Source organism: Magnetospirillum sulfuroxidans (assembly GCF_018224925.1).
GTDB classification, from domain to species: Bacteria; Pseudomonadota; Alphaproteobacteria; order Rhodospirillales; family Magnetospirillaceae; genus Magnetospirillum; species Magnetospirillum sulfuroxidans.
Window position 1 is genome coordinate 26,045 of the sequence record NZ_JAGTUF010000022.1, and the last position, 21,392, is coordinate 47,436.

Sequence of the window (21,392 nt, forward strand, 5' to 3'; positions counted from 1 at the left end):
TAATCCTTAGGCAATATGCTAACACCGGGACCCAGGTGGACGACGGGTGTGGATGGGAATGAGCTCGCCGCGAGATCAACAGCTGCGACAACAAGACGGCCAGGGATCGGCGCATGCCACCCTGGGAACCGCTGCCCTAAAGACCTATCCCGGCGCCGCCCTGCTGGTCGATGCCAAGGGTACGGTGATCGCCGGCAATGGTCGCGGCGAGGCGGTGCGCCTGGCCCTGGAAAGCGGCCTGCTGCCGGAAATCACCTCCTTGCTCAATGAGAACCGCGCCACCGTGGTGACGCTGCCCGCCGGCAGCGGCTCGGTGATCATCGAGCTGATCGCCTTGCCGGCCGAAAACAACCTGTTCCTGCTGCTTGGCCGCGACATCACCTTGGAACGCAATCTGCGTTCCGCTTTGGTGGAATCGCGCCAGCGCTATAAGGATCTGGTGGATATTTCCTCGGATTTCGCCTGGGAAGTCGGCGCCGACGGCCATTTCGCCTTTGTCAGTCCGAAGGGAGCCTTGGGCTATTCCGCCGATGAACTGGTCGGTCGTGATCCCGCCGATTTCATCACCGAGACCCCGCTGGAAGCCGGCGAGACCCCCTTCGCCAACGCCCTGGCCCTGGAAGACGTGGAAGTGTGGATGACCCAAGCCGACGGCACCCCCGCCTGCGTCCTGGCGTCATCGACCCCCATCCGGGGCGACGACGGCCAGTGGCTGGGGGCGCGGGGCATCTGCCGCGACATTACTCAGGAACGCCTGCGCGATGCGGCCTTGTCGCGCGCCAATAACCGCGAACGCCTGCTGTCCTATATCGTGCGGACCATCCGCGACGAAGTCGATCCCATCGACATGCTGCGCGCCGCCGCCGAGGCCACCGCGCGCGCGCTGGGCGCCACCGGCTGCCAGATTTTCCGCCTGTTGCCCGATGCGTCGGATTTCGCCCTCGCGGCCCAGTACGGCACCGGCGGCGAGGAAAAGGACGTGCTGGATTCCTTCGTCAACAGCGACCATTACGAAGAACGCATCGACAATTGGCACGTTCTGGCCACGGTCAGCCGCTATCGCCATTCCATCAACGGCACCATCTTGCTGTGGCGCGACGACCAGCGTCCGGGCTGGAGCGATGATGACCGCCTGCTCATCGACGACGTCGCCAACCAAGTCGGCCTCGCCAACGAACAGATCACCAATCACGAACGGATCTTGCGGCTGTCACGCACCGATTCGTTGACCGGCTTGTTCAACCGCCGCGCCTTTTTCGAAGAAATCGCCCGTCGTTTCCAACGCCTGAGCCGTGAGCACAAGCCGGCGGCGCTGATCTATGTCGATCTCGACAATTTCAAGGCAGTCAACGACGTCCACGGCCATCAGACCGGCGATCAGGCCTTGGTCGCCGTGCGCGATCTTTTGTTGCACCACACCCGCCCCACCGACCTGGTGGCCCGGCTGGGCGGCGATGAATTCGCCATCTGGCTGGAAGGGGCGGAAGAACACATCGCCATCCGCCGCTGCGAAGGCATGTTGGGGGCCAGTTCAACCCTGGCCCATTTTTCCGGCAGCGCCGACAAGCCGCTGCATATGTCGTTGGGCGTGGCCGTCCATGACGGTTCCAGCGCTGAAAGTCTGGATGATCTGATCGCCCGCGCCGATAAAGCCATGTACGAGGTCAAGCGCGATGGCAAGGGGGCTTGGCGGCTGGCCCCCGAGCCCGCTTCCACTTCCGCTTCCACTTCCGCTTCCACTTCCGCTTCTGGGGCACAGGGTTAAGCCATGGTGGTCGGATTGCTCAAACGCCTGTTCGGCGGCGGCCGCAAATTCTCCTACGAAGAGGCGCGCGAACTGGCCGCCCACGACGACAGCGCCGTCCGCGCCACCTTGGCCGCCCAATCGGAAGTGCGGCCGGAAATTCTGTATTTCCTGACCGAGGACCGGGACCCCGTCGTCCGCCGCAACGTCGCCGCCAATCCGGCCACGCCGCCGCAAGCCCATCCGGCCTTGGCCGCCGATGCCGATGACCAAGTCCGCGCCGGACTGGCGGCCAAGATCGCCCGCCTTGCCCCCGGCCTGAACGCCCATGAACAAGATCGCCTGCGCCGGGCGACCTATGAAGCGCTGGAATTACTGGCCCGCGACCGCATCCCCAAGGTACGCGAGATTCTGTCCGAAGCCTTGAAGGACGTGGCCAACGCCCCCCCCGACGTCATCCGCCGTCTGGCCCGCGACGCCGAAATCGCGGTGGCGGCGCCGGTCTTGCAATTCTCGCCGGTTCTCACCGACGAAGACTTGCTGGAAGTGATCGGCGGCACCCCCATTCCCGGTGCATTGGCGGCCATTTCCAAGCGAGCCGCCGTCAATGTGCGGGTCGCCGACGCCATTGCCGCCACCGACGATGTCGACGCCATCGCCATCTTGCTGGGCAACCCATCGGCGCAAATCCGCGAAGAAACCCTGGATCGTCTGGCCGACCGCGCCACCGACATCGAAGCCTGGCACCAGCCTTTGTGCCAACGCCCGGCCTTGCCGTCGAAAACCGCCGCCAAATTGGCCCGATTCGTCGCCTCGAATTTGCTGGAATCCCTGGCGGCACGCCACGATCTTGACCGCGAGGCGGCGGTGGCGGTGGCCGCCGTGGTGGCCAAGCGTCTGGACGAAATGGAAGTCTCCGGCCCGCAGCGCGCCGAGGCCCGCAAGGCCTCGGACGAGGCCTCGGCCCTGGTCCGCGCCCGCCAATTGCGGGAAAAGGGTCAGTTGGACGAAAGCACCATCGACACCGCGCTGACCGGCAACGACACCGCCTTCGTCGTCTGCGCCCTGGCGGTGCTGGCGGAACTGCCGGTGACCGTGGTGCGCAAGACCGTCGCCACCCAAAGCGCCAAGGGTATTCTCGCCATCGCCTGGAAAGCCGGCCTGTCCGTGGCCTTGGCCGAACAGATGCAATCCAAGCTGCTTCGGCTACCGCAAAGCCGCACCCTGCGCGGCCGCGACGGCGCCTTCCCGCTGACCAGCGACGAAATGGTCTGGCAATTGGAATTCCTGGCCGGCTGATCGTTCATCCGGCCGACCATTGCCGGCGGGTCGCTGAAGACGGCGACCCGCCGAAACAATCGCTTTAGCCGACGATGTGGTAGCCGCCGTCGATGAACAAGGTGGTGCCGGTCACCGACTTGGCCAGATCACTGACCAGATAGGCGGCGAACGAACCGCAATCATCGAGATCGGCCAGATGATGCGTCGGCGCCTTGGCGGCGGCGGCTTCCATCAGTTCGTCGAAACGATCAATGCCGGAAGCGGCGCGGGTCTTCAGCGGGCCGGGCGACAGGGCGACGACACGGATCCCCTTGGCCCCCAATTCGACGGCCATGTACTTGGTCGAAGCTTCCAGCGCCGCCTTGACCGGACCCATGACGTTATAATGCTCAACCACCTTACGGCCGCCATAGAACGACACGGTGATCAGGCAGCCGCCATTGGTCATCAGCGGCTCGGCCAGCTTGGCCACGCGCATGAAGGAATGGCACGACACGTCCATGGCCAGCATGAAGCCATCGCGTGAGCAATCGGTGACGCGGCCATGCAGATCCTCGCGGTTGGCGAAAGCGATGGAATGGATGACGAAATCCAACCGGCCCCAGGTCTTTTCGATTTCGGCGAAGACCGCTTCAAGCTGGCCTTCCTCGCGCACGTCGCAGGGCAGAATGATCGAAGCGTCCAGCCCTTCGGCCAGCGGCCGCACATATTTTTCCGACTTGTCGTTCAAATAGGTGACGGCCAGTTCGGCGCCGTTGGCGCGGCAATGCAGGGCACAGCCATAGGCGATGCTTTGGTCATTGGCAATGCCGATGACCAGACCTTTCTTACCCTTCAAGGACAGGGTTTCGACGTTCAGGTACGGCTTGACGGTGGCATCCATAACAGGCGGGCTCCTCGAGTTTCGCTGCGATGCAGCATAACCCCTTGGCCCGCCATAACTCAAGAGCTTGCCGGCTGATTTCCCTGAATCGTCATGTGGGTTTTACATTAGAATTTAGTGCATCAAGCGACCTTGACCTTCTGTCACGGTACGGTTATGTATTTCCCTGGTGGTGATTTGTCCGACCGGCTTGCGGCCACCTTAAACAAACGCTAAAGAGGCTCACGGCGCGACTCCGCAAAGTCTGTGTCGCCGCCTTGCCCCGGTCAGGTTCATCGTGCCGAAGGGGCCAAATATGACCAAGATCACCACCCGCACCCTGCGCCCGCGGACATTGTCCGTCCGTGCCGGCACCGCCCGCACCGGTTTTTCCGAGACCAGCGAAGCCATCTTCATGAATTCCGGCTTTGTCTATGGCAGCGCCGAGGAAGCGGAGCAAAGCTTCGACGGCACCTTGGACCGCATGGTCTATTCCCGCTTCAAGAATCCCACCGTCGCCATGTTCGAAGAACGCCTGGCCGCGATCGAGGGGGCCGAGGCCTGCCGAGCCACCGCTTCGGGTATGGCCGCCGTTCATGCCGCCATCGTCTGTCAGGTCAAGGCCGGCGATCGGGTGGTGGCGCCGCGCGCCCTGTTCGGCTCGTGCACCTGGATCATTGGCGACCTGCTGCCGCGCTTCGGCGTTCAGGCGGTCTTCGTCGATGGCACCGATCTGGATCAGTGGCGCGCCGCCCTGTCCCAGCCCACCGCTTTGGTGTTTCTGGAAACGCCGTCGAACCCGACGCTGGAAATCATCGACCTGCCGGCGGTGGCCGAATTGGCCCATGCCGCCGGCGCCCGCGTCGTCGTCGATAACGTCTTTGCCACCCCGGTCTTGCAAAGCCCGCTGCAATTGGGCGCCGATGTGGTGGTTTATTCGGCCACCAAACATATCGACGGCCAGGGCCGCTGTCTGGGCGGGGCTGTCCTCGGCAGCGCCCAATTCTGTGACGATGTGTTGGGCCCCTATCTGCGCCACACCGGCCCGGCGCTGTCGCCCTTCAATGCCTGGGTGCTGCTAAAGGGCCTGGAAACCTTGGACCTGCGGGTCGAACGTCACGCCGCCAACGCGTTGAAGATCGCCCTTTTCCTTGAAAGCCGCCCCGAAATCGCCCGTGTGCTTTATCCCGGCCTGGAAAGTCACCCGCAGCACGCTTTGGCCAAACGGCAAATGCGGGGATTCGGCGGCATCGTCGCCTTTGCCCTCAAGGACGGCAAGCAGGCCGCCTACACGTTGCTGAACGGGCTTGAGGTCATCGACATTTCCAACAATCTGGGCGACGCCAAAAGCTTGGCCTGCCATCCCTGGACCACCACCCACCAGCGTCTCAGTCCCGAAGCCAAGCTGGCCCAAGGCATCACCGAAGGGCTAATCCGGCTGTCGGTGGGATTGGAAGATGCCGATGATCTCATCGACGATCTGGCCTTGGCCCTGCAAAGCGGCCTATGATAGAGGCTTAGGTCAATCTGGGCGTGGAAGCACGATTATGTACTCTGAAACCACCCGCGGCATTCAGGTGACGGTCCGGCCGGATTATCTGGAAGACCAGTCATCGCCAACGGAAAATCACTATGTCTGGGCCTATCACGTCCGCATTGAAAATCGCGGGGCCGAGACCGTGCAGTTGAAAAGCCGCCACTGGAAGATCACCGATGCGCTGGGACGCCTGCAAGAAGTGCAAGGCGCCGGCGTCATCGGCGAACAGCCGGTGCTGCAACCGGGCGATTCGTTCGAATATACCAGCGGCACGCCGCTTTCGACCCCGTCGGGAATCATGGCCGGCACCTACCAGATGCAGGCCGCCGACGGCGCCACCTTCGATGTCGCCATCCCGGCATTTTCCCTGGATTCTCCGCATCAGGCCATCCGCTTGAATTGACGACACGGTCTTGCATTGCCCCTGGGGCAGCGCCACATGAGGGGGGCACGTTCATGACCCAGGAGCCCGATGTGAACAGCCAGACCCCGCCGCATTCCAAGGATACCGACACCCTGAGCCGGCGACGCCCCAGCCGCGCCGAAGCCGAACACGCCGTTCGCACGCTGATCGAATGGGCGGGCGACGATCCGGAACGCGAAGGTTTGTTGGGCACCCCCGATCGCGTGGTGCGCTCTTACGAAGAATTCTTCGCCGGCTATGACCTCGACCCGGTGGAGATGCTCAACCGCACCTTCGAGGAAACCGATGGCTATGACGAAATGGTGATCTTGCGCGACATCCGCCTGGAATCCCATTGCGAGCATCACATGGTGCCGATCATCGGCAAGGCCCATGTCGCCTATCTGCCCGACCGCCGGGTGGTCGGCATCTCCAAGCTTGCCCGTGTCGTCGAGGTCTTCGCCAAACGCCTGCAAATCCAGGAAAAACTGACCGCTCAAATCGCCAACACCATCAACGAGGTGTTACAGCCCAAGGGGGTGGCGGTGATCATCGAGGCGGCGCATCAATGCATGACCACCCGTGGCATCCACAAACCCGGCGTCACCATGGTCACCAGCCGCATGCTCGGCGTCTTCCGCGACCATCCGCCGACCCGTAAGGAATTCATGTCGCTGATCCAAGGCCAACACGGCGGCGGTCTGTCCAACGCCTGAGTGATCGGCTGATCCCGACCGCCGAGACCGTGATGGCTTGACTGCGCATCACGGTTTAGGTCACCCGGATATAGCCCATCATCCCGGTTTCCTGATGCTCGATGATGTGGCAATGCAACATCCAATCGCCCGGCTCACCGGCGACAAAGGCGATGCGCACCCGTTCATCCGGGGCAGCCAGGACGGTGTCCACCCATTGCCGCCGGGTCGGTCCCCGGCTGGACGATTCGACCCGGAAGGTGTGGCCGTGCAGATGGACCGGATGGGGATGCTGGGTATGGTTGGCGATCTCGGCCACGTAAGTGCGCCCGGATTTCAACTCGGCCAGGGGCGGCGGGCGCTTGTCCATGTCCATGGCCGGCCAAGCTTTGCCATTGATGGCCCAGAACAATTTGTCGCTGCGGCACAACGCCTCGTCGCCGAAGCGATTGTCCTTCAGCCAGGCATCCAGCGCCGGATCGGACACCCCGGCTTGCAGCGACAACGGAAAAACCTGGGCATCCGACAAATCCGGTTCCGGCAATTCCGCCGCCGGCAGGATCAACGGCCGATTGTCGCGCCGCCGAGCCACCCCCTCGGTCACCACCGTGGCCAGGGTGAACGGCTCTTGCCCCCAGCTATCTTGGATCAACACCTTGGTCCCGGCCTTGGTCGGCGCCGTCAGCGCCAGATCGACCCGCATGGCCGGCCCCAACCGCCAGCCCGTCACCGGGAAGGGCGGACAGGCGTTGCCGTCGGTGGCGATCACCGCCACTGCTGCTCCCGTCGCCTCTAGGGTCATGATGCGGGTGACGTCCAGATTGAGCAGACGCAAACGCAAACGCGTGCCCGGCGCCACGGTGATGACCGGCGGCGAACCGCCATTGATACTGCGCCGACTGCCGAAAGTTCCGGCACGGGCGGCGCCGCGATCGGTGACGAAGGCCTGATAGGCGCCATCCTGGCCGACCCGCCAATCCTTGACCGCCAAAGTGTGGTCCTGGTCGAACAGCCCATCCTCGCGCGGGTCTTCGACGACCAGCACCCCCGCCAGACCACGGCCCAAAGCCTCGGCGGTCATGCAATGAGGATGGAAGAAAAAGGTTCCCGGATCGGGCGGGGCGAAGCTGTACAGAAATTCATCGCCGGTCTTCACCGGGTCTTGGGTGATGTAGGGAACGCCATCCATGGCCAGCGGCACCCGGACGCCGTGCCAGTGGATGGAGGTGTGGTCCTTGAGCTGGTTGCGCAGCAACAAATGCGACATCTGGCCGCGCTTCAATCGCACTTCCACCGGCCAGCCGGCCTTGTACGACCACAGGGTTGACGGCGCCGAACAACCGGGCAGCACGAACGGCGTCTCTTGCGATTCCAGCACGATCGGCGCCGCCGCCGCCGACGCCGACGACGCTGCCAACAGCGGCGACGGCAGCAGGGAAACCCCCGCCAATCCCAGCATTTCCGTCATCAAACCGCGCCGGGACAATGTCCGGAATTGGTACCGCATGTCGTTTTCTCCCCACCACCGCATAATGTGCGAATGATAAGCAATAACAGTGCGTCCAGCAACAGGCGGCCATCAAAAAACCCGCCGCAATCGCTTGCGGCGGGTTTTCCGTTAACCTAACGATGGATCAGACCATCTTTTCCAATTCGCGGATGATGGATTCGCCCATCACCGTGGTCGATACCTTGGCCTTGCCCGGCGCCATGATGTCGGCGGTGCGCAAACCACCCTTCAAGACATTCTTGACCGCGGTTTCGATCATGTCGGCTTCCGCGTCCATGTTGAACGAATAGCGCAGGCACATGGCGAACGACAAGATGGTGGCCAGCGGGTTGGCGATGTCCTTGCCCTGAATGTCCGGGGCGGAACCGTGCACCGGCTCGTACAGCGCCTTGCGGTTGCCATTGGCATCGGCGGCGCCCAGGCTTGCCGACGGCAGCATGCCCAAGGAACCGGTCAGCATGGCGGCGCAATCGGACAAGATGTCGCCGAACATGTTTTCGGTGACCATGACGTCGAATTGCTTGGGATTGCGCACCAACTGCATGGCGGCGTTGTCCACGTACATGTGGGTCAATTCGATGTCGGGGTATTCTTCCTGTTGCAGCTTGATCATCTCTTCGCGCCACAGCACCGTGCATTCCAGCACATTGGCCTTATCGACGCTGCACAGCTTCTTGTTGCGCTTGCGCGCCAGATCGAAGGCGGCGCGGCCGATGCGCTGAATCTCGCTGGTGGTGTAGGTCAGGGTGTTGACGCCCTTACGTTCACCATTGGCCAGGGTCTCGATGCCGCGCGGCTGGCCGAAATACAGGCCGCCGGTCAATTCGCGCACGATCATGATGTCCAGGCCCTGAACCACGTCGGCCTTCAAGGTCGAGGCTTCGACCAGGGCGTCGAACACCACCGCCGGACGCAGATTGGCGAACAGACCCATTTCCTTGCGGATGCCCAACAGACCGCGTTCCGGCTTTTTGTCGAACGGCAGATCATCCCATTTGGGACCACCGACGGCGCCCAACAGCACCGCGTCGGCGGCCATGGCGGCGGTCAGGGTCTGTTCCGGCAGCGGCGTGCCATGCACGTCATAGGCGGAGCCGCCGATCAGTCCTTCGGAAATGTCGAAGGCGATATTCCGCTTCTTGCCCATCCAGTCGATGATGCGGCGGACCTGAACCATCACTTCCTGGCCGATACCGTCGCCGGGGAGGATAAGCAGTTTCTTGGCGGTCATGGGATAACCTCTTTAGAAAATTGAAGCACAGAGGCGCAGAGGCACAGAGATGCCCGGCCAGAATGACGCATCGGACCTCAGAGGCGAGAGGCGCAGCATCGAGAACGAAGACGTCCTCTCTGTGCCTCTGTGTCTCTGTGGTTAATCCACCTTACAGCCAGGGGCTGGAAATCTTGCGCGTGGCTTCGAAGGCGGCGATCTTGTCGTCCTTCATCAGCGTCAGGCCGATATCGTCCAGACCGTTCAACAGGCAATGCTTGCGGAAGGCATCGACGTCGAACTTGACCTTGGACCCGTCCGGCGCAGTGATTTCCTGCGCCTCAAGATCGATGGTGAAGGTGGCGTTGGCGCCGTTCTCGGCCTGCTTGGACAGGCTGTCGACCACGTCTTGCGGCAGCTTGATCGGCAAAATGCCGTTCTTGAAGCAATTGCTGAAGAAGATGTCGGCGAAACTGGGCGCGATGACGCAGCGGATGCCGAAATCGGCGATGGCCCACGGCGCATGTTCCCGCGACGAACCACAGCCGAAATTGTTGCCGGCGATCAGAACCTTGGCGGCGCGATAGGCCGGCTGGTTCAAGACGAAGCCAGGCACCTCGGCGCCGTCGGCGGTATAACGCATCTCGTCGAACAAATTCTTGCCCAGACCGGTGCGCTTGATGGTCTTCAGGAATTGCTTGGGGATGATCATGTCGGTGTCGATATTGATCATCGCCATCGGCGCCGCGACGCCGGTGAGTACGGTGAATTTTTCCATGATCGTTTCCCCTACAGCGACCGCACGTCGCACAACTTGCCGGTGATGGCGGCGGCGGCGGCCATGGCCGGGCTGACCAAGTGGGTGCGACCGCCGCGGCCTTGACGGCCTTCGAAATTGCGGTTCGAGGTCGAGGCCGAACGCTGGCCCGGCTTCAACTGGTCGGCGTTCATGGCCAGACACATGGAGCAACCGGGTTCGCGCCATTCGGCCCCGGCGTCGATGAAGATCTGGTCCAGGCCTTCGGCTTCCGCCTGTTCCTTGACCAGACCGGAACCGGGCACGATCAGCGCCTGGACGTTTGCCGCGACCTTGCGGCCCTTGAACACTTCGGCGGCGGCGCGGAAATCCTCGATGCGGCCATTGGTGCACGAACCGATGAAGACGACGTCGACGGCGATGTCGGTGGCCTTCATCCCCGCGGTCAGGCCCATATATTCCAGCGACCGTTCGACGGCGCGGCGCTTGTTTTCATCGGCGATATCGGCCGGGTTGGGCACGGTGCCGGTGATGGCGATGACGTCTTCCGGGCTGGTGCCCCAGGTGATCTGCGGCACCAGGGTGCTGGCGTCCAGCGTGATCTCGGCGTCGAAGGTCGCGTCGGCGTCGGTGAACAGCGTCTTCCAATACGACACGGCGGCTTCGAAGGCGGCGGCCTTGGGGGCGCGCGGCTTGCCCATGATGTAATCGAAGGTGGTCTGGTCAGGGGCGATCAGACCGGCGCGCGCGCCGGCTTCGATGGTCATGTTGCAGACCGTCATCCGGCCTTCCATGGACAGGCTGGTGATGGCTTCGCCGGCGAATTCGACCACATAGCCGGTACCGCCGGCAGTGCCGATCTTGCCGATGATGGCCAGCACGATGTCCTTGGCGGTGACGCCGGCGGGCGCGGTGCCGGTGACGGTGATGCGCATGTTCTTGGCCGGCTTTTGCACCAGGGTCTGGGTGGCCAGCACGTGCTCGACTTCCGAGGTGCCGATGCCAAAGGCAAGCGAGCCGAACGCGCCATGAGTGGCGGTGTGGCTGTCGCCGCAGACGATGGTGGTGCCGGGCAGGGTAAAGCCCTGTTCGGGGCCGACGATATGGACGACGCCCTGGCGGATATCATCCATGCGCAGATATTCGACGGCGAAATCACGGGCATTGGCTTCCAGGGTTTCCACCTGAATGCGGCTTTCCTCGTTCTCGATACCCTTGGACCGATCCGTGGTCGGCACATTGTGATCGGCCACCGCCAGGGTCAGTTCCGGGTGACGAACCTTGCGGCCGGTCAGGCGCAGACCTTCGAACGCCTGCGGGCTGGTGACTTCATGCACCATATGGCGATCAATATAGATCAGGCAGGTGCCGTCATCTTGGACATCCACCAAATGGGCGTCCCAGATCTTGTCGAACAATGTGCGCGGCTTGGACATGGGTCTTCCTTAAGACGAAACGAGGCTTCCCGATGGCAGAACGCTGCCATCACCACACCAGATATAGCAAAGTCCCGATCCTCCGCCCACCTGGGGGTTTCCCAGGGGGCGGAGACGGGACAGCAAAACACGGGAAAAGCCCCCCGCGAAGCGGAGGGGCCTGTCCTTATTACTCGCTGGCGGCCGGAGCCTCGGCGGCGGCGGCTTCGGCCACGGCGGCGGCCTTGGCGGCGCTCGCCTTCAAGGCTTCGGCCTTGGCGGCGGCGGCGGCTTCACGTTCGCCGGCGCTGACCTTGGCCGAATAGCCGGTGGTCTGCTCGGCGATACGAGCCGACTTGCCGCGACGATCGCGCAGATAGTACAGCTTGGCGCGACGGACGTCGCCACGACGCAGCACTTCGATGGAAGCGATGTTGGGCGAATACAGCGGGAAGATACGCTCGACGCCTTCGCCATAGGAGATTTTGCGGACAACGAACGACGAGTTCAGGCCGTCATTGCGACGGGCGATGACCACGCCTTCATAAGCCTGGACGCGCTCGCGGTTGCCTTCAACCACCTTGACGTTGACCTTGACGGTATCGCCAGCGGCGAATTCCGGAATGGTCTTGCCTTCGACGAGCTTGGAGATTTGCTCCTTCTCGAGCTGCTCAATGATGTTCATCTCTTCACTTCCTTGTCCTGCGACCACCCCGGGTGGGCGCATTGTTAGACCATGCGTCGGCCGAGCAACCCTAGGGTTTTTCGTTCCGCCGCCGGGCAGAGGCATACCGGTCCCAAAGATCCGGTCGGCGTGTCCGCGTTACATCCTCGGACTGGCGTTGCCGCCAATCGCGTATCTTTTCGTGGTGACCCGAAAGCAGAATTTCGGGCACCTCCCGCCCGTGCCAATCGGCGGGGCGGGTGTAGTGGGGGTATTCCAGCAAACCCCACTCGAAACTTTCCTCGGCCAGCGTGTCCTGATTGCCCAGCACCCCAGGCAACAAGCGCACCACCGCGTCCAGCAGAACCAAGGCGGGCAATTCACCCCCCGACAACACGAAATCGCCAAGGGATATCTCGACGGCCTCGTTGGCCTCTAAAACCCGTTGGTCGACGCCTTCGAAGCGACCGCACAAGATGGTCGCCCCCGGCCCCGCCGCCAGTTCCCGCACCAGCGACTGATCCATCAGCCGCCCGCGCGGGGTCATATACACCAAAGGCCCTGCCCCCCGATTGGCCTTGATCGCCGCGTCCACAACATCTGGCCGCATGACCATGCCGGCACCGCCGCCAAAGGGGACGTCATCGACGGAACGATGCTTGTCAAACGCATGATCGCGCATATTGACCGCATCCAACCGCCACGTCCCCTTGGCCAAGGCCCGCCCGGCCAAGGAAAGGCCCAGCGGTCCGGGAAACATCTCGGGGAAGATGGTCAACACCGTGGCATGCCACGGATCAGTCCGCTCTTGCACCCGCGCCCTCTTTCTCTTCGTCCTCGGCGAAGGCCGGGGGATCGACGACCACCTGACGCTTGGCCATGTCCACCACCGGCACCGCCAGTTTGGTAAACGGGACCATCAGGCTGCCTTGGCCCGGACGGATGATATCCAACAGATCACCCGCGCCGAAATTGGCCACACCCTTGACCGTGCCGATCACCTGACCATCCAGCCCCAAGGCCGTCAGGCCAACCAGATCGGAATACAGGAACTCGTCCTCTTCCACTTCCGGCAGGCGGTCGCGGGACACATAAAGCCCCGTTCCCTTCAACGCCTCGGCCGCGTCGCGATCATCGACCCCGTTCAACGTGGCGAGGACGAAGCCCTTGGCCTCGCCGGTCACCTTCAGCTTGAACTGGCGCTTCCCCGCCTCGTCCTCGACCGGGCCATAGGCGGCCACGTCAAGGGGATCGGCGGTGAAGCTTTTGACACGGATCGCGCCGCGAACCCCGTGTGCGCCAACGATGGCGCCGATGCACACGCGAGCCGGGCACACGCGGGCGGTCATCGTCACTTACTCGGCGGCCGATTCGGCTTCGGCGGCGGCGGCGGCGGCGCGCTCGGCCTCTTCCTTGGCGCGCTGCTGGGCCTTGGCCTTCGGCAGATTCTTCTTGGTCTGCTCGGCCCGAACCGGAGCGGCGACCAGGCCCTTATCGGCGAAAACGCGGATCAGACGATCGGTCGGCTGGGCGCCAACGGCCAGCCACTTCTGAATCGCTTCCACGTTCAGCAGGACGCGTTCGGCGTGATCGGTCGGCAGCAGCGGGTTGTAGGTGCCCACCTTCTCGATGAAACGGCCATCACGGGGGCAACGGGCGTCGGCCACCACGATACGGTAGAACGGACGCTTCTTGGCGCCACCGCGGGCGAGACGAATCTTCAGAGCCATATCAATTCCCTTTAGCTTACAAACTTGAACGCACCGGCCGCCGCTCAGCGGCCGAACCCTTTCATGCCCGGCGGCATCAAGCCGCCCAGGCCATGTCGCATCAGCCCCTTTTGCCCCAGCTTGCCGACTTTCTTCATGACGTCGGCCATCTGCTGGTATTGCTTGAGAAGCTTGTTCACATCCTGCACCGAAGAGCCCGAACCAGCGGCGATACGCTTCTTGCGCGACGCCTTGATCAGGTCGGGATTCTTCCGCTCGGCCAAGGTCATGGACAAGATGATGGCCTTTTGGCGGCCGACCATCTTGTCGTCGATCTTGGCGTCTTTCAGTTGGTTGGCCATCTTGCCCAGGCCCGGCAGCATGCCGATGATGCCCTTGAGATCGCCCATCTTTTCGACTTGCTTGAACTGGCTCAGCATATCGTTGAGGTCGAACTTGCCTTTTTCGATGCGCTTGGCGAGCTTTTCCGCCTCGTCCTGCTCGATGGTCTCCATGGCCTTTTCGACCAGGGAGACGACATCGCCCATGCCGAGGATACGGCCGGCCAGACGGTCAGGGTGGAACGGCTCCAGCGCCTCGAGCTTTTCGCCCAGGCCCAAGAACTTGATCGGGCGGCCGGTGACCGCACGCATGGACAGCGCCGCGCCGCCGCGGGCATCGCCATCGACACGGGTCAGCACCATGCCGGTGACGCCGACCTTTTCATTGAATTCATGCGCCAGGGTGACAGCGTCCTGGCCGATCATCGCATCGACGACCAGCAGGGTTTCCACCGGCTTGGCGATGTCGCGCACGGCGGCGACCTCGGCCATCAATTCCTGATCGATATGCAGACGGCCGGCGGTGTCGAGGATGACGACGTCGTAGCCTTCCTTGCGGCCCATTTCCAGGGCGCGCTTGGTGATGGCCACCGGCATTTCGCCCATGAGAATGGGCAAGGAACCGACTTCGGCCTGACGGGCCAGGATTTCCAATTGTTGCTGGGCCGCCGGACGATAAACGTCGAGCGAGGCGAGCAGGACCTTTTTCTTGTCCCGCTTCAGCCGCACCGCCAGCTTGCCCGAAGTGGTGGTCTTGCCCGAACCCTGCAAGCCGACCATCAAAATAACGGCCGGCGGCACCGCGTTCAGGTTCAGTTCGACACCATCGGCGCCCAAGGTCTTGATCAGCTCGTCATGGACGATCTTGACCACCATCTGGCCCGGCGTCACCGATTTGATGACGTCCTGACCGACGGCGCGTTCCTTGACCCGGCCGATGAAATCCTTGACCACCGACAGGGCGACGTCAGCTTCCAACAGCGCCACGCGGACTTCGCGCAGCGCTTCGGTGACGTCGGCTTCCGACAGCGCACCGCGACCGGTGAGCTTGTCGAATACTCCTGACAGACGTTGGCTAAGGCTTTCGAACATCGATATCCCTAATGATTCGCCCCAAACGAAAACGCGCCAGTGCGCGTACATTCGCGGACTGACGGGTCACCGTGGTGACGGTTTTCTCCAGAAAACTCCGAAGAGGTTGGGTTTTTAGGCCCGATGACGGTGATGAGTCAAGCACTCCCTTGCCCCCGGGCGCAATCGGGCCTAAGAACGCATGGTTTTGCATTTCGGGGCCAATCATGAAATATGCACGCAAGCGAGTTCTGGTGACCGGTGGCGCAGGCTTCTTGGGTTCGCATCTGTGCGAACGCCTGCTGGCTGACGGCCATGACGTGCTGTGCGTCGACAATTTCTATACCGGCACCAAGGACAATATCGCCCACCTGATCGGCAACCCCTATTTCGAACTGATCCGCCACGACGTCACCTTCCCGCTATACCTGGAAGTGGACGAAATCTTCAATCTGGCCTGCCCGGCCAGCCCGGTGCATTACCAGCGCGATCCGGTGCAGACGACCAAGACCAGCGTCCACGGCGCCATCAATATGCTGGGGCTGGCCAAGCGCATCGGCGCCAAGATTTTCCAGGCCTCGACCTCGGAAGTCTACGGCGACCCGGAAGTCCATCCGCAGACCGAAGATTATCGCGGCTCGGTCAACCCCATCGGCCCGCGCGCCTGTTATGACGAAGGCAAGCGTTGCGCCGAAACCTTGTTCTTTGACTACCACCGCCAGCACGGCCTGCGCATTAAGGTGGCGCGCATCTTCAATACCTATGGTCCGCGCATGCATCCCGATGACGGACGGGTGGTGTCCAATTTCATCGTCCAGGCGCTGGAAGGCCGCCCCATCACCATTTATGGCGACGGCAGTCAGACCCGGTCGTTCTGCTTCGTCGACGATCTGATCGAAGGCTTCGTCCGCCTGATGAACAGCCCCGACGACATCACCGGACCGATCAATTTGGGCAACCCGCGCGAGATGACCATCCGCCAGTTGGCCGAAGCGGTGATCAACCTCACCGGGGCCAAGTCAGACTTGATCATCAAGCCGCTGCCCGCCGATGATCCGTTGCAGCGCCAGCCCAATATCGGCAAGGCCCGCGAGATTTTGTCCTGGGAGCCCACCATCGCCCTGGAAGACGGCTTGATTCGCACCATCGATTATTTCCGTGCCCGCCTGCAAGGCTGAACCACTGCGCCGTTGCCTTGGCCGACCTTCACCGATACCATCGACAAAAAGCTGCATGGGCGCATGGCGCGGTAATGGGGGAGTGACGGTTTGACCGGAAAGCACAGCGCTTCGGACACGCTTCCCATCGGCGCGGCCGCCGCCACGCCGGAGCTGCTTTCCGCGCGTTTGACCGGCTTGACCGCGTCGCTGCCGGGCTTTGGCTTTCTGCGCCGGCTCAATGCCGACGGCACCATTGTTTACGATTGGTTCAGCGACAACATCCGCAACGTCTTGGGCTTCGCCCCGATGGAAATGGGTGTCAACAGCAACGGTTGTTTACACGTCATCCATTGGGCCGACCGCGACCGTCATCTCGATTCCATCCGCCATTCCGCCGCCGTCATGGCCGTGTGCACCGAAGAATTCCGCGCCATCACCCGCGATGGCCAGGTGCGTTGGCTGCGCGGCGCCTCGACTCCGCGGCTGGACCAGGGGCAGGTGGTCTGGGACGGGGTGCTGATCGACATCACCGACGGCCGCCGGGCGGAATTCCGCCTGGACATGCTGATGGAACATGCCGCCGATTCCATCTTGATTTTGGACGAAGCCGGCATCATCGACAGCGCCAACACCGCCGCCGAATTGCTGTTCGGCTGGCCGGCGGCGGAACTGGCCGGGAAATCCCTTGGCGCATTGCTTGATCACGCCGACCCGACGCCGCAATTGCTGGCCAACAGCAGCAATGGCGGACCGCACGAATTTCAGGGCATGCGCAAGAACGGCGAGCGCTTTCCCTTGGAATTGTCCACCAGCGAAGTGCGCATGGAAGGCCACCGCCTGTTCGTCGGCATCGGCCGCGACATCACCCAGCGCAAGGCGACGGAAAATGCCTTGCTGGAAAGCGAACAGCGCCTGCGCGCCATCGCCGGCAACATGCCCGGCATGGTGTTCCAGCGCATTTTGCAACCCGACGGCACCTTGCGCTTTTCCTATGTCAGCGAGGGATGCCGCATCTTCCTGGGGGTCGAGCCGGAAGAATTGATAGCCGAGCCTGAGCTGTTCCTGCATTGCATGACCGTTGATGAGCAAAAACTGTTCCTGGCGGCCCTGGCCCGTTCGGCCGAGACGCTGGAGCCGCTGGACGAGGAAATGGCCGTCTTTGGCGCCGGCCGCCGCCGCCGCTGGTTGCGCGGCCAGTCGCGCCCGAACCGCCGCGCCAATGGCGACGTGGTCTGGGATGGCGTCATGCTGGACGTCACCGAAAGAAAGACCGCCGAACAGCGACTGTCCTTTCTTGCCTATTACGACCCCTTGACCCGGCTCCCCAATCGGACCGCGTTTTTAGAGCGCTTTATCGCCGCGCGCGAAACCGCCGCCCGCTCACATCAATTGCTGGCGGTCCTGTCCTTGGGCATCGACCGCTTCGGCATCATCAACGCCACCATGGGACATTCGGTCGGCGATCAGGTGCTGACCGCCGCCGCCGATATCGTTCAGGCCGGACTGGGCCGCAACGATGTCATGTCCCGCGCTTCCGGCGACCGCTTTCTTGTCTTGCTGGCCGGCCACACCTCGCGCCGGGAACTGACCGAAGCCGTCGAACGCATCCACGCCTTGGCCCAATCCGCGGTTTTCGTCGCCGGCGACGAATTCGAAGTCTCAACCTCGGTCGGCGTCGCCTTGTTCCCGCGTGATGGCGAAGACGCCGAAACCCTGATCAAGAATGCCGAGGCGGCGCTGCAACGGGCCAAGAGCCAAGGCCCCGCCACCCTGCAATTCTTCACCAAGGAAATGAGCGCGCGGGCCAGTAAGACCCTGTCGCTGCAAAACAAGCTGCGGCGCGGCCTGGAACATGGCGAATTCATCCCCTATTACCAGCCACAGGTGGATTTGCTGACCGGCATCGTTGTCGGCATGGAAGCCCTGGTGCGCTGGAACAACCCGGAACTGGGCATGGTCGCCCCGGGTGAATTCATTCCTGTCGCCGAGGAATCGGGGCTGATCGACGGCATCTGCGAATCCATGCTCAGCCAGTGCGCCCGCCAGAACAAACAATGGCAGGATGCCGGCTATGCCCCGATCCCGGTGGCGGTCAACGTGTCGGGGCGCCAATTTCAGTATGCCCGCCGCCTGATTACCGCGCTGGAAACCAGTTTGAGCGATTCCGGCCTGGATCCCCGTTATCTGGAGATCGAGCTGACCGAAAGCTCGGCCATGCGTGACGCCGACAGCGCCATCGCCGTGGTCCAAACCCTAAAGGATATGGGGATTTCCTGCGCCATCGACGATTTCGGCACCGGCTATTCGTCACTATCGGTATTGAAGCGCTTCCCCATCAGCAAGCTGAAGATCGATCGCTCTTTCGTCATGGACGTCATCACCGACCCCAATGACGCCGCCATCGTCGACGCCATCGTCGCCATGGCCAAGGCGCTGAAGATGAAAGTCATCGCCGAAGGGGTCGAACACACCCAACACCTTGATTTTCTTCGTGCTTTGGGCTGCGATCAGATGCAGGGCTATCTGTTCTCGCGCCCCCTCGCCGCGACTGAAATGGGGCATTTGCTGGCCGAGGGCAAGCGTTTGCGCTTTGGCCCCGCCGGACGCGCCGCCTCTCGCCGCCCCTAAATCTACAAAAGAAGTTGCTGCATCCACATTTGCAGTTGACGCCGGACCGTCCCACCGCCTATTCGTTTCGTCACTGTAAGGGATAGAGGAAACTCCTCCGGTCATGGACGGCACCAAACAAGAACAAAACCCTTCCCGCTTGGCCGGGACGGTCAAGCATTCCTATACCATCGCCTGCTCCAGTCATTTCCGCGACGCCATCGAGGCCTTGGCGACTCGGCGGCACGTCAATGTCGGCGATATCGCCCGCTCGGTCTTGCTGGTGATGCCGCCGGCCAGCATCGCCGCCTTCGCCGATCCCGGCGATCCGCAAGCCGACGACCGCGAAACAGTGATCTTGAAATCCGGTCCGTCGCAGGGCCGGCCATGGCGACGCAAACCCCGTTTGCAGGTGCGCATGGTTCCCGGCTTCGACGCCGTCACCATTCGCCGCGCCTTGGGCTTGGCCCTGGTTCTTGATCGCGGCGAACTGACCTTGAAGCTGGAAGACCCCAACGCCCCCCCACCGCCGCCGCCACCGCCGGAACCCGAGCCGGAAGCGATAGTTCCGGCCCCGGACCATCACGCCTTGGCGGCGGTGAACGAGGAATTGGTGCGCCTGCAAGCCATCGTCAACGTCCTCGCCTTCGACCCCTTGCCCGATGGCGTCACCTCGCGGGCCGAGGCCTTGCATGTGCTCGGCTTCCCCCCCACCGCCCGACCCGACCGCCGCATGGTGCGGGCCCGCTTCCGCATGCTGGCCACCATCCACCACCCGGACAGCAATTACGGCAGCCACGGCCGCATGAGCCAGCTGAACCAAGCCATGGAATTCCTCAAGGAGTAAAGTGTGTCGCACTCTCGCCGCTTCGTCCTGATCGACCGCGATGGCACCATCAACGTGGAAAAGCATTACCTGTCCGCGCCGGAACAGATCGTCCTGATCCCCGGCGTTGCCGCCGCCCTGCGCCGCCTGCGTGAGGCCGGTTTCGGCATCGCAATCATCACCAATCAATCGGGCATCGCCCGCGGCTATTTCGACCTCGCCCGCTTGAACGCCATTCACGCTCGCCTGAACGAATTGTTGGCGGCGGAAGGGGCAGCCGTGGATGGGATCTATATTTGCCCGCATGGTCCCGACGACGACTGCGCCTGTCGTAAGCCTTTGCCCGGCATGGCCGAACAAGCCATGGCCGAGCATGGTTTCGATCCCAAATTATCCACGGTGATCGGCGACAAGGAAGTGGACGTGGAACTGGGCCAAGCCATCGGCGCCGCCACCTTCCTGGTGCGGACGGGCCACGGCGAAACATACGCCGCCACCAGCAAGGCCGATCACGTCGTCGCCGATCTACCGGCGGCCGTGGCGATAATTTTAGGAGAACCCGCATGAGGCACTGGCTGCTCGACCTTCTGGTCTGCCCGCATTGCGACGGTGAAAATCCGCTGACGCTGACGGTGGATTGGGCCATGGATGAGGAAATCATCGACGGCGCCCTGACCTGCTTGTGCTGCGGCAGCACATGGCCGATCCGCGACGGCGTCCCGCGCTTCGTCGGCGCCGCCCAGGATTATTGCGGCAATTTCGGCTTTCAGTGGCAACACTGGAAAGGCCTGCAAATTGACCGCCTGTCCGGTCATTGCCTGTCCGAAACCCGCTTCCTGGCCGATTCCGGCTGGGATCCGGCGTGGATCAAGGACAAGCTGATCCTTGATTGCGGCTGTGGCGCCGGCCGTTTCACCGATATCGCCGCCAAGCACGGCGCTCGGGTGATTTCCGTCGATTTGTCGGCGGCCGTTAACGCCTGCCGCGAAACCACCATGATCTGGCAAGGCCGGGTCCAACCGATCCAGGCGTCGCTGTTCGCGCTGCCCCTGCGCAAGAATGCCTTTGATGCCCTGTTCTGCATGGGGGTGATCCAGCACACCCCGGAACCGGAACGATTGATGCGCGCCTTGCCGGCACAGCTCAAGCCGGGCGGACGGCTCGCCTATAATTTCTATGAAGCCGATTTCTGGCCGAAACTGCAGCTCGCCAAATACGCCTTGCGCCTGATCACCCCACGCCTGCCGACCCCCTGGACCCTTGGTCTGTGCAAGGCCATGGTCGCCGCCCTGTTCCCGCTGTCGCGGGCGCTGGCCGGCATTCGCAAGATCCGCATCATCAACCATTTCCTCCCTATCTGCGCCAGTCATGCCCCCAGCCTAAGCCGCGACCAGCAATATGCCTGGACGCTGCTCGACACCTTCGACTGGTATGGCCCGCGACACGAAATTCGTCAGGATCACCGCGTGGTGGCGGCCTTGCTGGCCTCATGCGGATTGCAAAACGTTCACACCAGCGCCGGACTGGCGACAGCGGAAAAGCCCTGATCCAGGACGGGATAAAACAGGTGACGCTCCGGCCGAATGGCGAACCAAAGACG

At 62.7% G+C, this 21,392-nt stretch carries 20 protein-coding genes and 1 riboswitch; of the genes, 10 read left to right on the forward strand and 10 right to left on the reverse strand.

What is annotated here, in order from left to right; all coding sequences use genetic code 11:
* The first annotated feature begins 58 nt into the window (after positions 1–58).
* Positions 59–1,765 (forward strand): sensor domain-containing diguanylate cyclase, encoded by a 1,707-nt coding sequence (locus KEC16_RS16835; protein ID WP_211551078.1) that lies wholly within the window; start codon positions 59–61, stop codon positions 1,763–1,765.
* Positions 1,766–1,768: 3 nt separating this feature from the next.
* On the forward strand, positions 1,769–3,043 hold the full coding sequence (locus tag KEC16_RS16840; protein WP_249209273.1) for a DUF2336 domain-containing protein: 1,275 nt from the start codon (positions 1,769–1,771) through the stop codon (positions 3,041–3,043).
* A gap of 64 nt (positions 3,044–3,107) precedes the next feature.
* Here the strand turns inward: KEC16_RS16840 and fabI are convergent, their stop codons facing one another.
* Complete coding sequence (fabI, locus tag KEC16_RS16845) at positions 3,108–3,908, reverse strand: enoyl-ACP reductase FabI (protein ID WP_211551080.1); 801 nt, start codon at positions 3,906–3,908, stop codon at positions 3,108–3,110.
* 159 nt (positions 3,909–4,067) lie between these two features.
* Positions 4,068–4,145: riboswitch (SAM riboswitch) on the forward strand.
* A 58-nt stretch (positions 4,146–4,203) separates the two neighbouring features.
* Between fabI and metZ the strand changes: the two genes are divergently transcribed.
* From metZ to folE, 3 genes are read left to right on the forward strand one after another with little or no spacing between them, the layout of a single operon-like run.
* Positions 4,204–5,397, forward strand: coding sequence for an O-succinylhomoserine sulfhydrylase (gene metZ / locus KEC16_RS16850; protein WP_211551082.1), 1,194 nt, complete (start codon positions 4,204–4,206; stop codon positions 5,395–5,397).
* A 37-nt stretch (positions 5,398–5,434) separates the two neighbouring features.
* Positions 5,435–5,827 (forward strand): Co2+/Mg2+ efflux protein ApaG, encoded by a 393-nt coding sequence (gene apaG, locus KEC16_RS16855; RefSeq protein WP_211551084.1) that lies wholly within the window; start codon positions 5,435–5,437, stop codon positions 5,825–5,827.
* A gap of 53 nt (positions 5,828–5,880) precedes the next feature.
* The gene (gene folE, locus KEC16_RS16860; protein WP_211551086.1) at positions 5,881–6,543 is read left to right on the forward strand and encodes a GTP cyclohydrolase I FolE; all 663 of its coding nucleotides are present in this window, start codon (positions 5,881–5,883) and stop codon (positions 6,541–6,543) included.
* A 55-nt stretch (positions 6,544–6,598) separates the two neighbouring features.
* On the opposite strand, the gene KEC16_RS16865 is transcribed toward folE, so the two are convergent.
* The 9 genes from KEC16_RS16865 to ffh form a co-directional block, all read right to left on the reverse strand.
* Positions 6,599–8,029 carry a multicopper oxidase family protein gene (locus KEC16_RS16865; protein WP_211551088.1) on the reverse strand — a complete coding sequence of 477 codons (1,431 nt, stop codon included), beginning with the start codon at positions 8,027–8,029 and terminating at the stop codon, positions 6,599–6,601.
* A gap of 127 nt (positions 8,030–8,156) precedes the next feature.
* Positions 8,157–9,263 (reverse strand): 3-isopropylmalate dehydrogenase, encoded by a 1,107-nt coding sequence (gene leuB / locus KEC16_RS16870; RefSeq protein ID WP_211551090.1) that lies wholly within the window; start codon positions 9,261–9,263, stop codon positions 8,157–8,159.
* 151 nt (positions 9,264–9,414) lie between these two features.
* Positions 9,415–10,020: a 3-isopropylmalate dehydratase small subunit gene (gene leuD, locus KEC16_RS16875; protein ID WP_211551092.1), complete on the reverse strand. Its 606-nt coding sequence runs from the start codon at positions 10,018–10,020 to the stop codon at positions 9,415–9,417.
* Positions 10,021–10,031: 11 nt separating this feature from the next.
* The gene (leuC, locus tag KEC16_RS16880; protein WP_211551094.1) at positions 10,032–11,435 is read right to left on the reverse strand and encodes a 3-isopropylmalate dehydratase large subunit; all 1,404 of its coding nucleotides are present in this window, start codon (positions 11,433–11,435) and stop codon (positions 10,032–10,034) included.
* A 169-nt stretch (positions 11,436–11,604) separates the two neighbouring features.
* Positions 11,605–12,099, reverse strand: a complete 495-nt coding sequence (gene rplS, locus KEC16_RS16885) for a 50S ribosomal protein L19 (protein WP_211551096.1) — start codon at positions 12,097–12,099, stop codon at positions 11,605–11,607.
* A 70-nt stretch (positions 12,100–12,169) separates the two neighbouring features.
* A complete protein-coding gene (gene trmD, locus KEC16_RS16890; protein ID WP_211551098.1) occupies positions 12,170–12,892 on the reverse strand; it encodes a tRNA (guanosine(37)-N1)-methyltransferase TrmD in 723 nt (240 codons plus the stop codon).
* Complete coding sequence (gene rimM, locus KEC16_RS16895) at positions 12,876–13,427, reverse strand: ribosome maturation factor RimM (protein ID WP_211551100.1); 552 nt, start codon at positions 13,425–13,427, stop codon at positions 12,876–12,878. The genes trmD and rimM overlap by 17 nt, the downstream gene beginning before the upstream one ends.
* Before the next feature lie 6 nt (positions 13,428–13,433).
* Positions 13,434–13,808 (reverse strand): 30S ribosomal protein S16, encoded by a 375-nt coding sequence (rpsP, locus tag KEC16_RS16900; RefSeq protein ID WP_211551102.1) that lies wholly within the window; start codon positions 13,806–13,808, stop codon positions 13,434–13,436.
* Positions 13,809–13,852: 44 nt separating this feature from the next.
* The gene (ffh, locus tag KEC16_RS16905) at positions 13,853–15,220 is read right to left on the reverse strand and encodes a signal recognition particle protein (RefSeq protein ID WP_211551103.1); all 1,368 of its coding nucleotides are present in this window, start codon (positions 15,218–15,220) and stop codon (positions 13,853–13,855) included.
* A gap of 206 nt (positions 15,221–15,426) precedes the next feature.
* On the opposite strand from ffh, the gene KEC16_RS16910 reads away from it, so the two are divergent.
* The 5 genes from KEC16_RS16910 (at position 15,427) to KEC16_RS16930 (ending at position 21,339) form a co-directional block, all read left to right on the forward strand.
* Positions 15,427–16,377, forward strand: a complete 951-nt coding sequence (locus KEC16_RS16910; RefSeq protein WP_211551105.1) for a UDP-glucuronic acid decarboxylase family protein — start codon at positions 15,427–15,429, stop codon at positions 16,375–16,377.
* Between the two features lie 90 nt (positions 16,378–16,467).
* Positions 16,468–18,987: a bifunctional diguanylate cyclase/phosphodiesterase gene (locus tag KEC16_RS16915; protein WP_211551108.1), complete on the forward strand. Its 2,520-nt coding sequence runs from the start codon at positions 16,468–16,470 to the stop codon at positions 18,985–18,987.
* Positions 18,988–19,090: 103 nt separating this feature from the next.
* On the forward strand, positions 19,091–19,813 hold the full coding sequence (locus tag KEC16_RS16920) for a J domain-containing protein (RefSeq protein WP_211551110.1): 723 nt from the start codon (positions 19,091–19,093) through the stop codon (positions 19,811–19,813).
* A 3-nt stretch (positions 19,814–19,816) separates the two neighbouring features.
* The gene (gene gmhB / locus KEC16_RS16925) at positions 19,817–20,359 is read left to right on the forward strand and encodes a D-glycero-beta-D-manno-heptose 1,7-bisphosphate 7-phosphatase (protein WP_211551112.1); all 543 of its coding nucleotides are present in this window, start codon (positions 19,817–19,819) and stop codon (positions 20,357–20,359) included.
* Positions 20,356–21,339, forward strand: a complete 984-nt coding sequence (locus KEC16_RS16930) for a methyltransferase domain-containing protein (RefSeq protein WP_211551114.1) — start codon at positions 20,356–20,358, stop codon at positions 21,337–21,339. The genes gmhB and KEC16_RS16930 overlap by 4 nt, the downstream gene beginning before the upstream one ends.
* Positions 21,340–21,392: the final 53 nt, after the last annotated feature.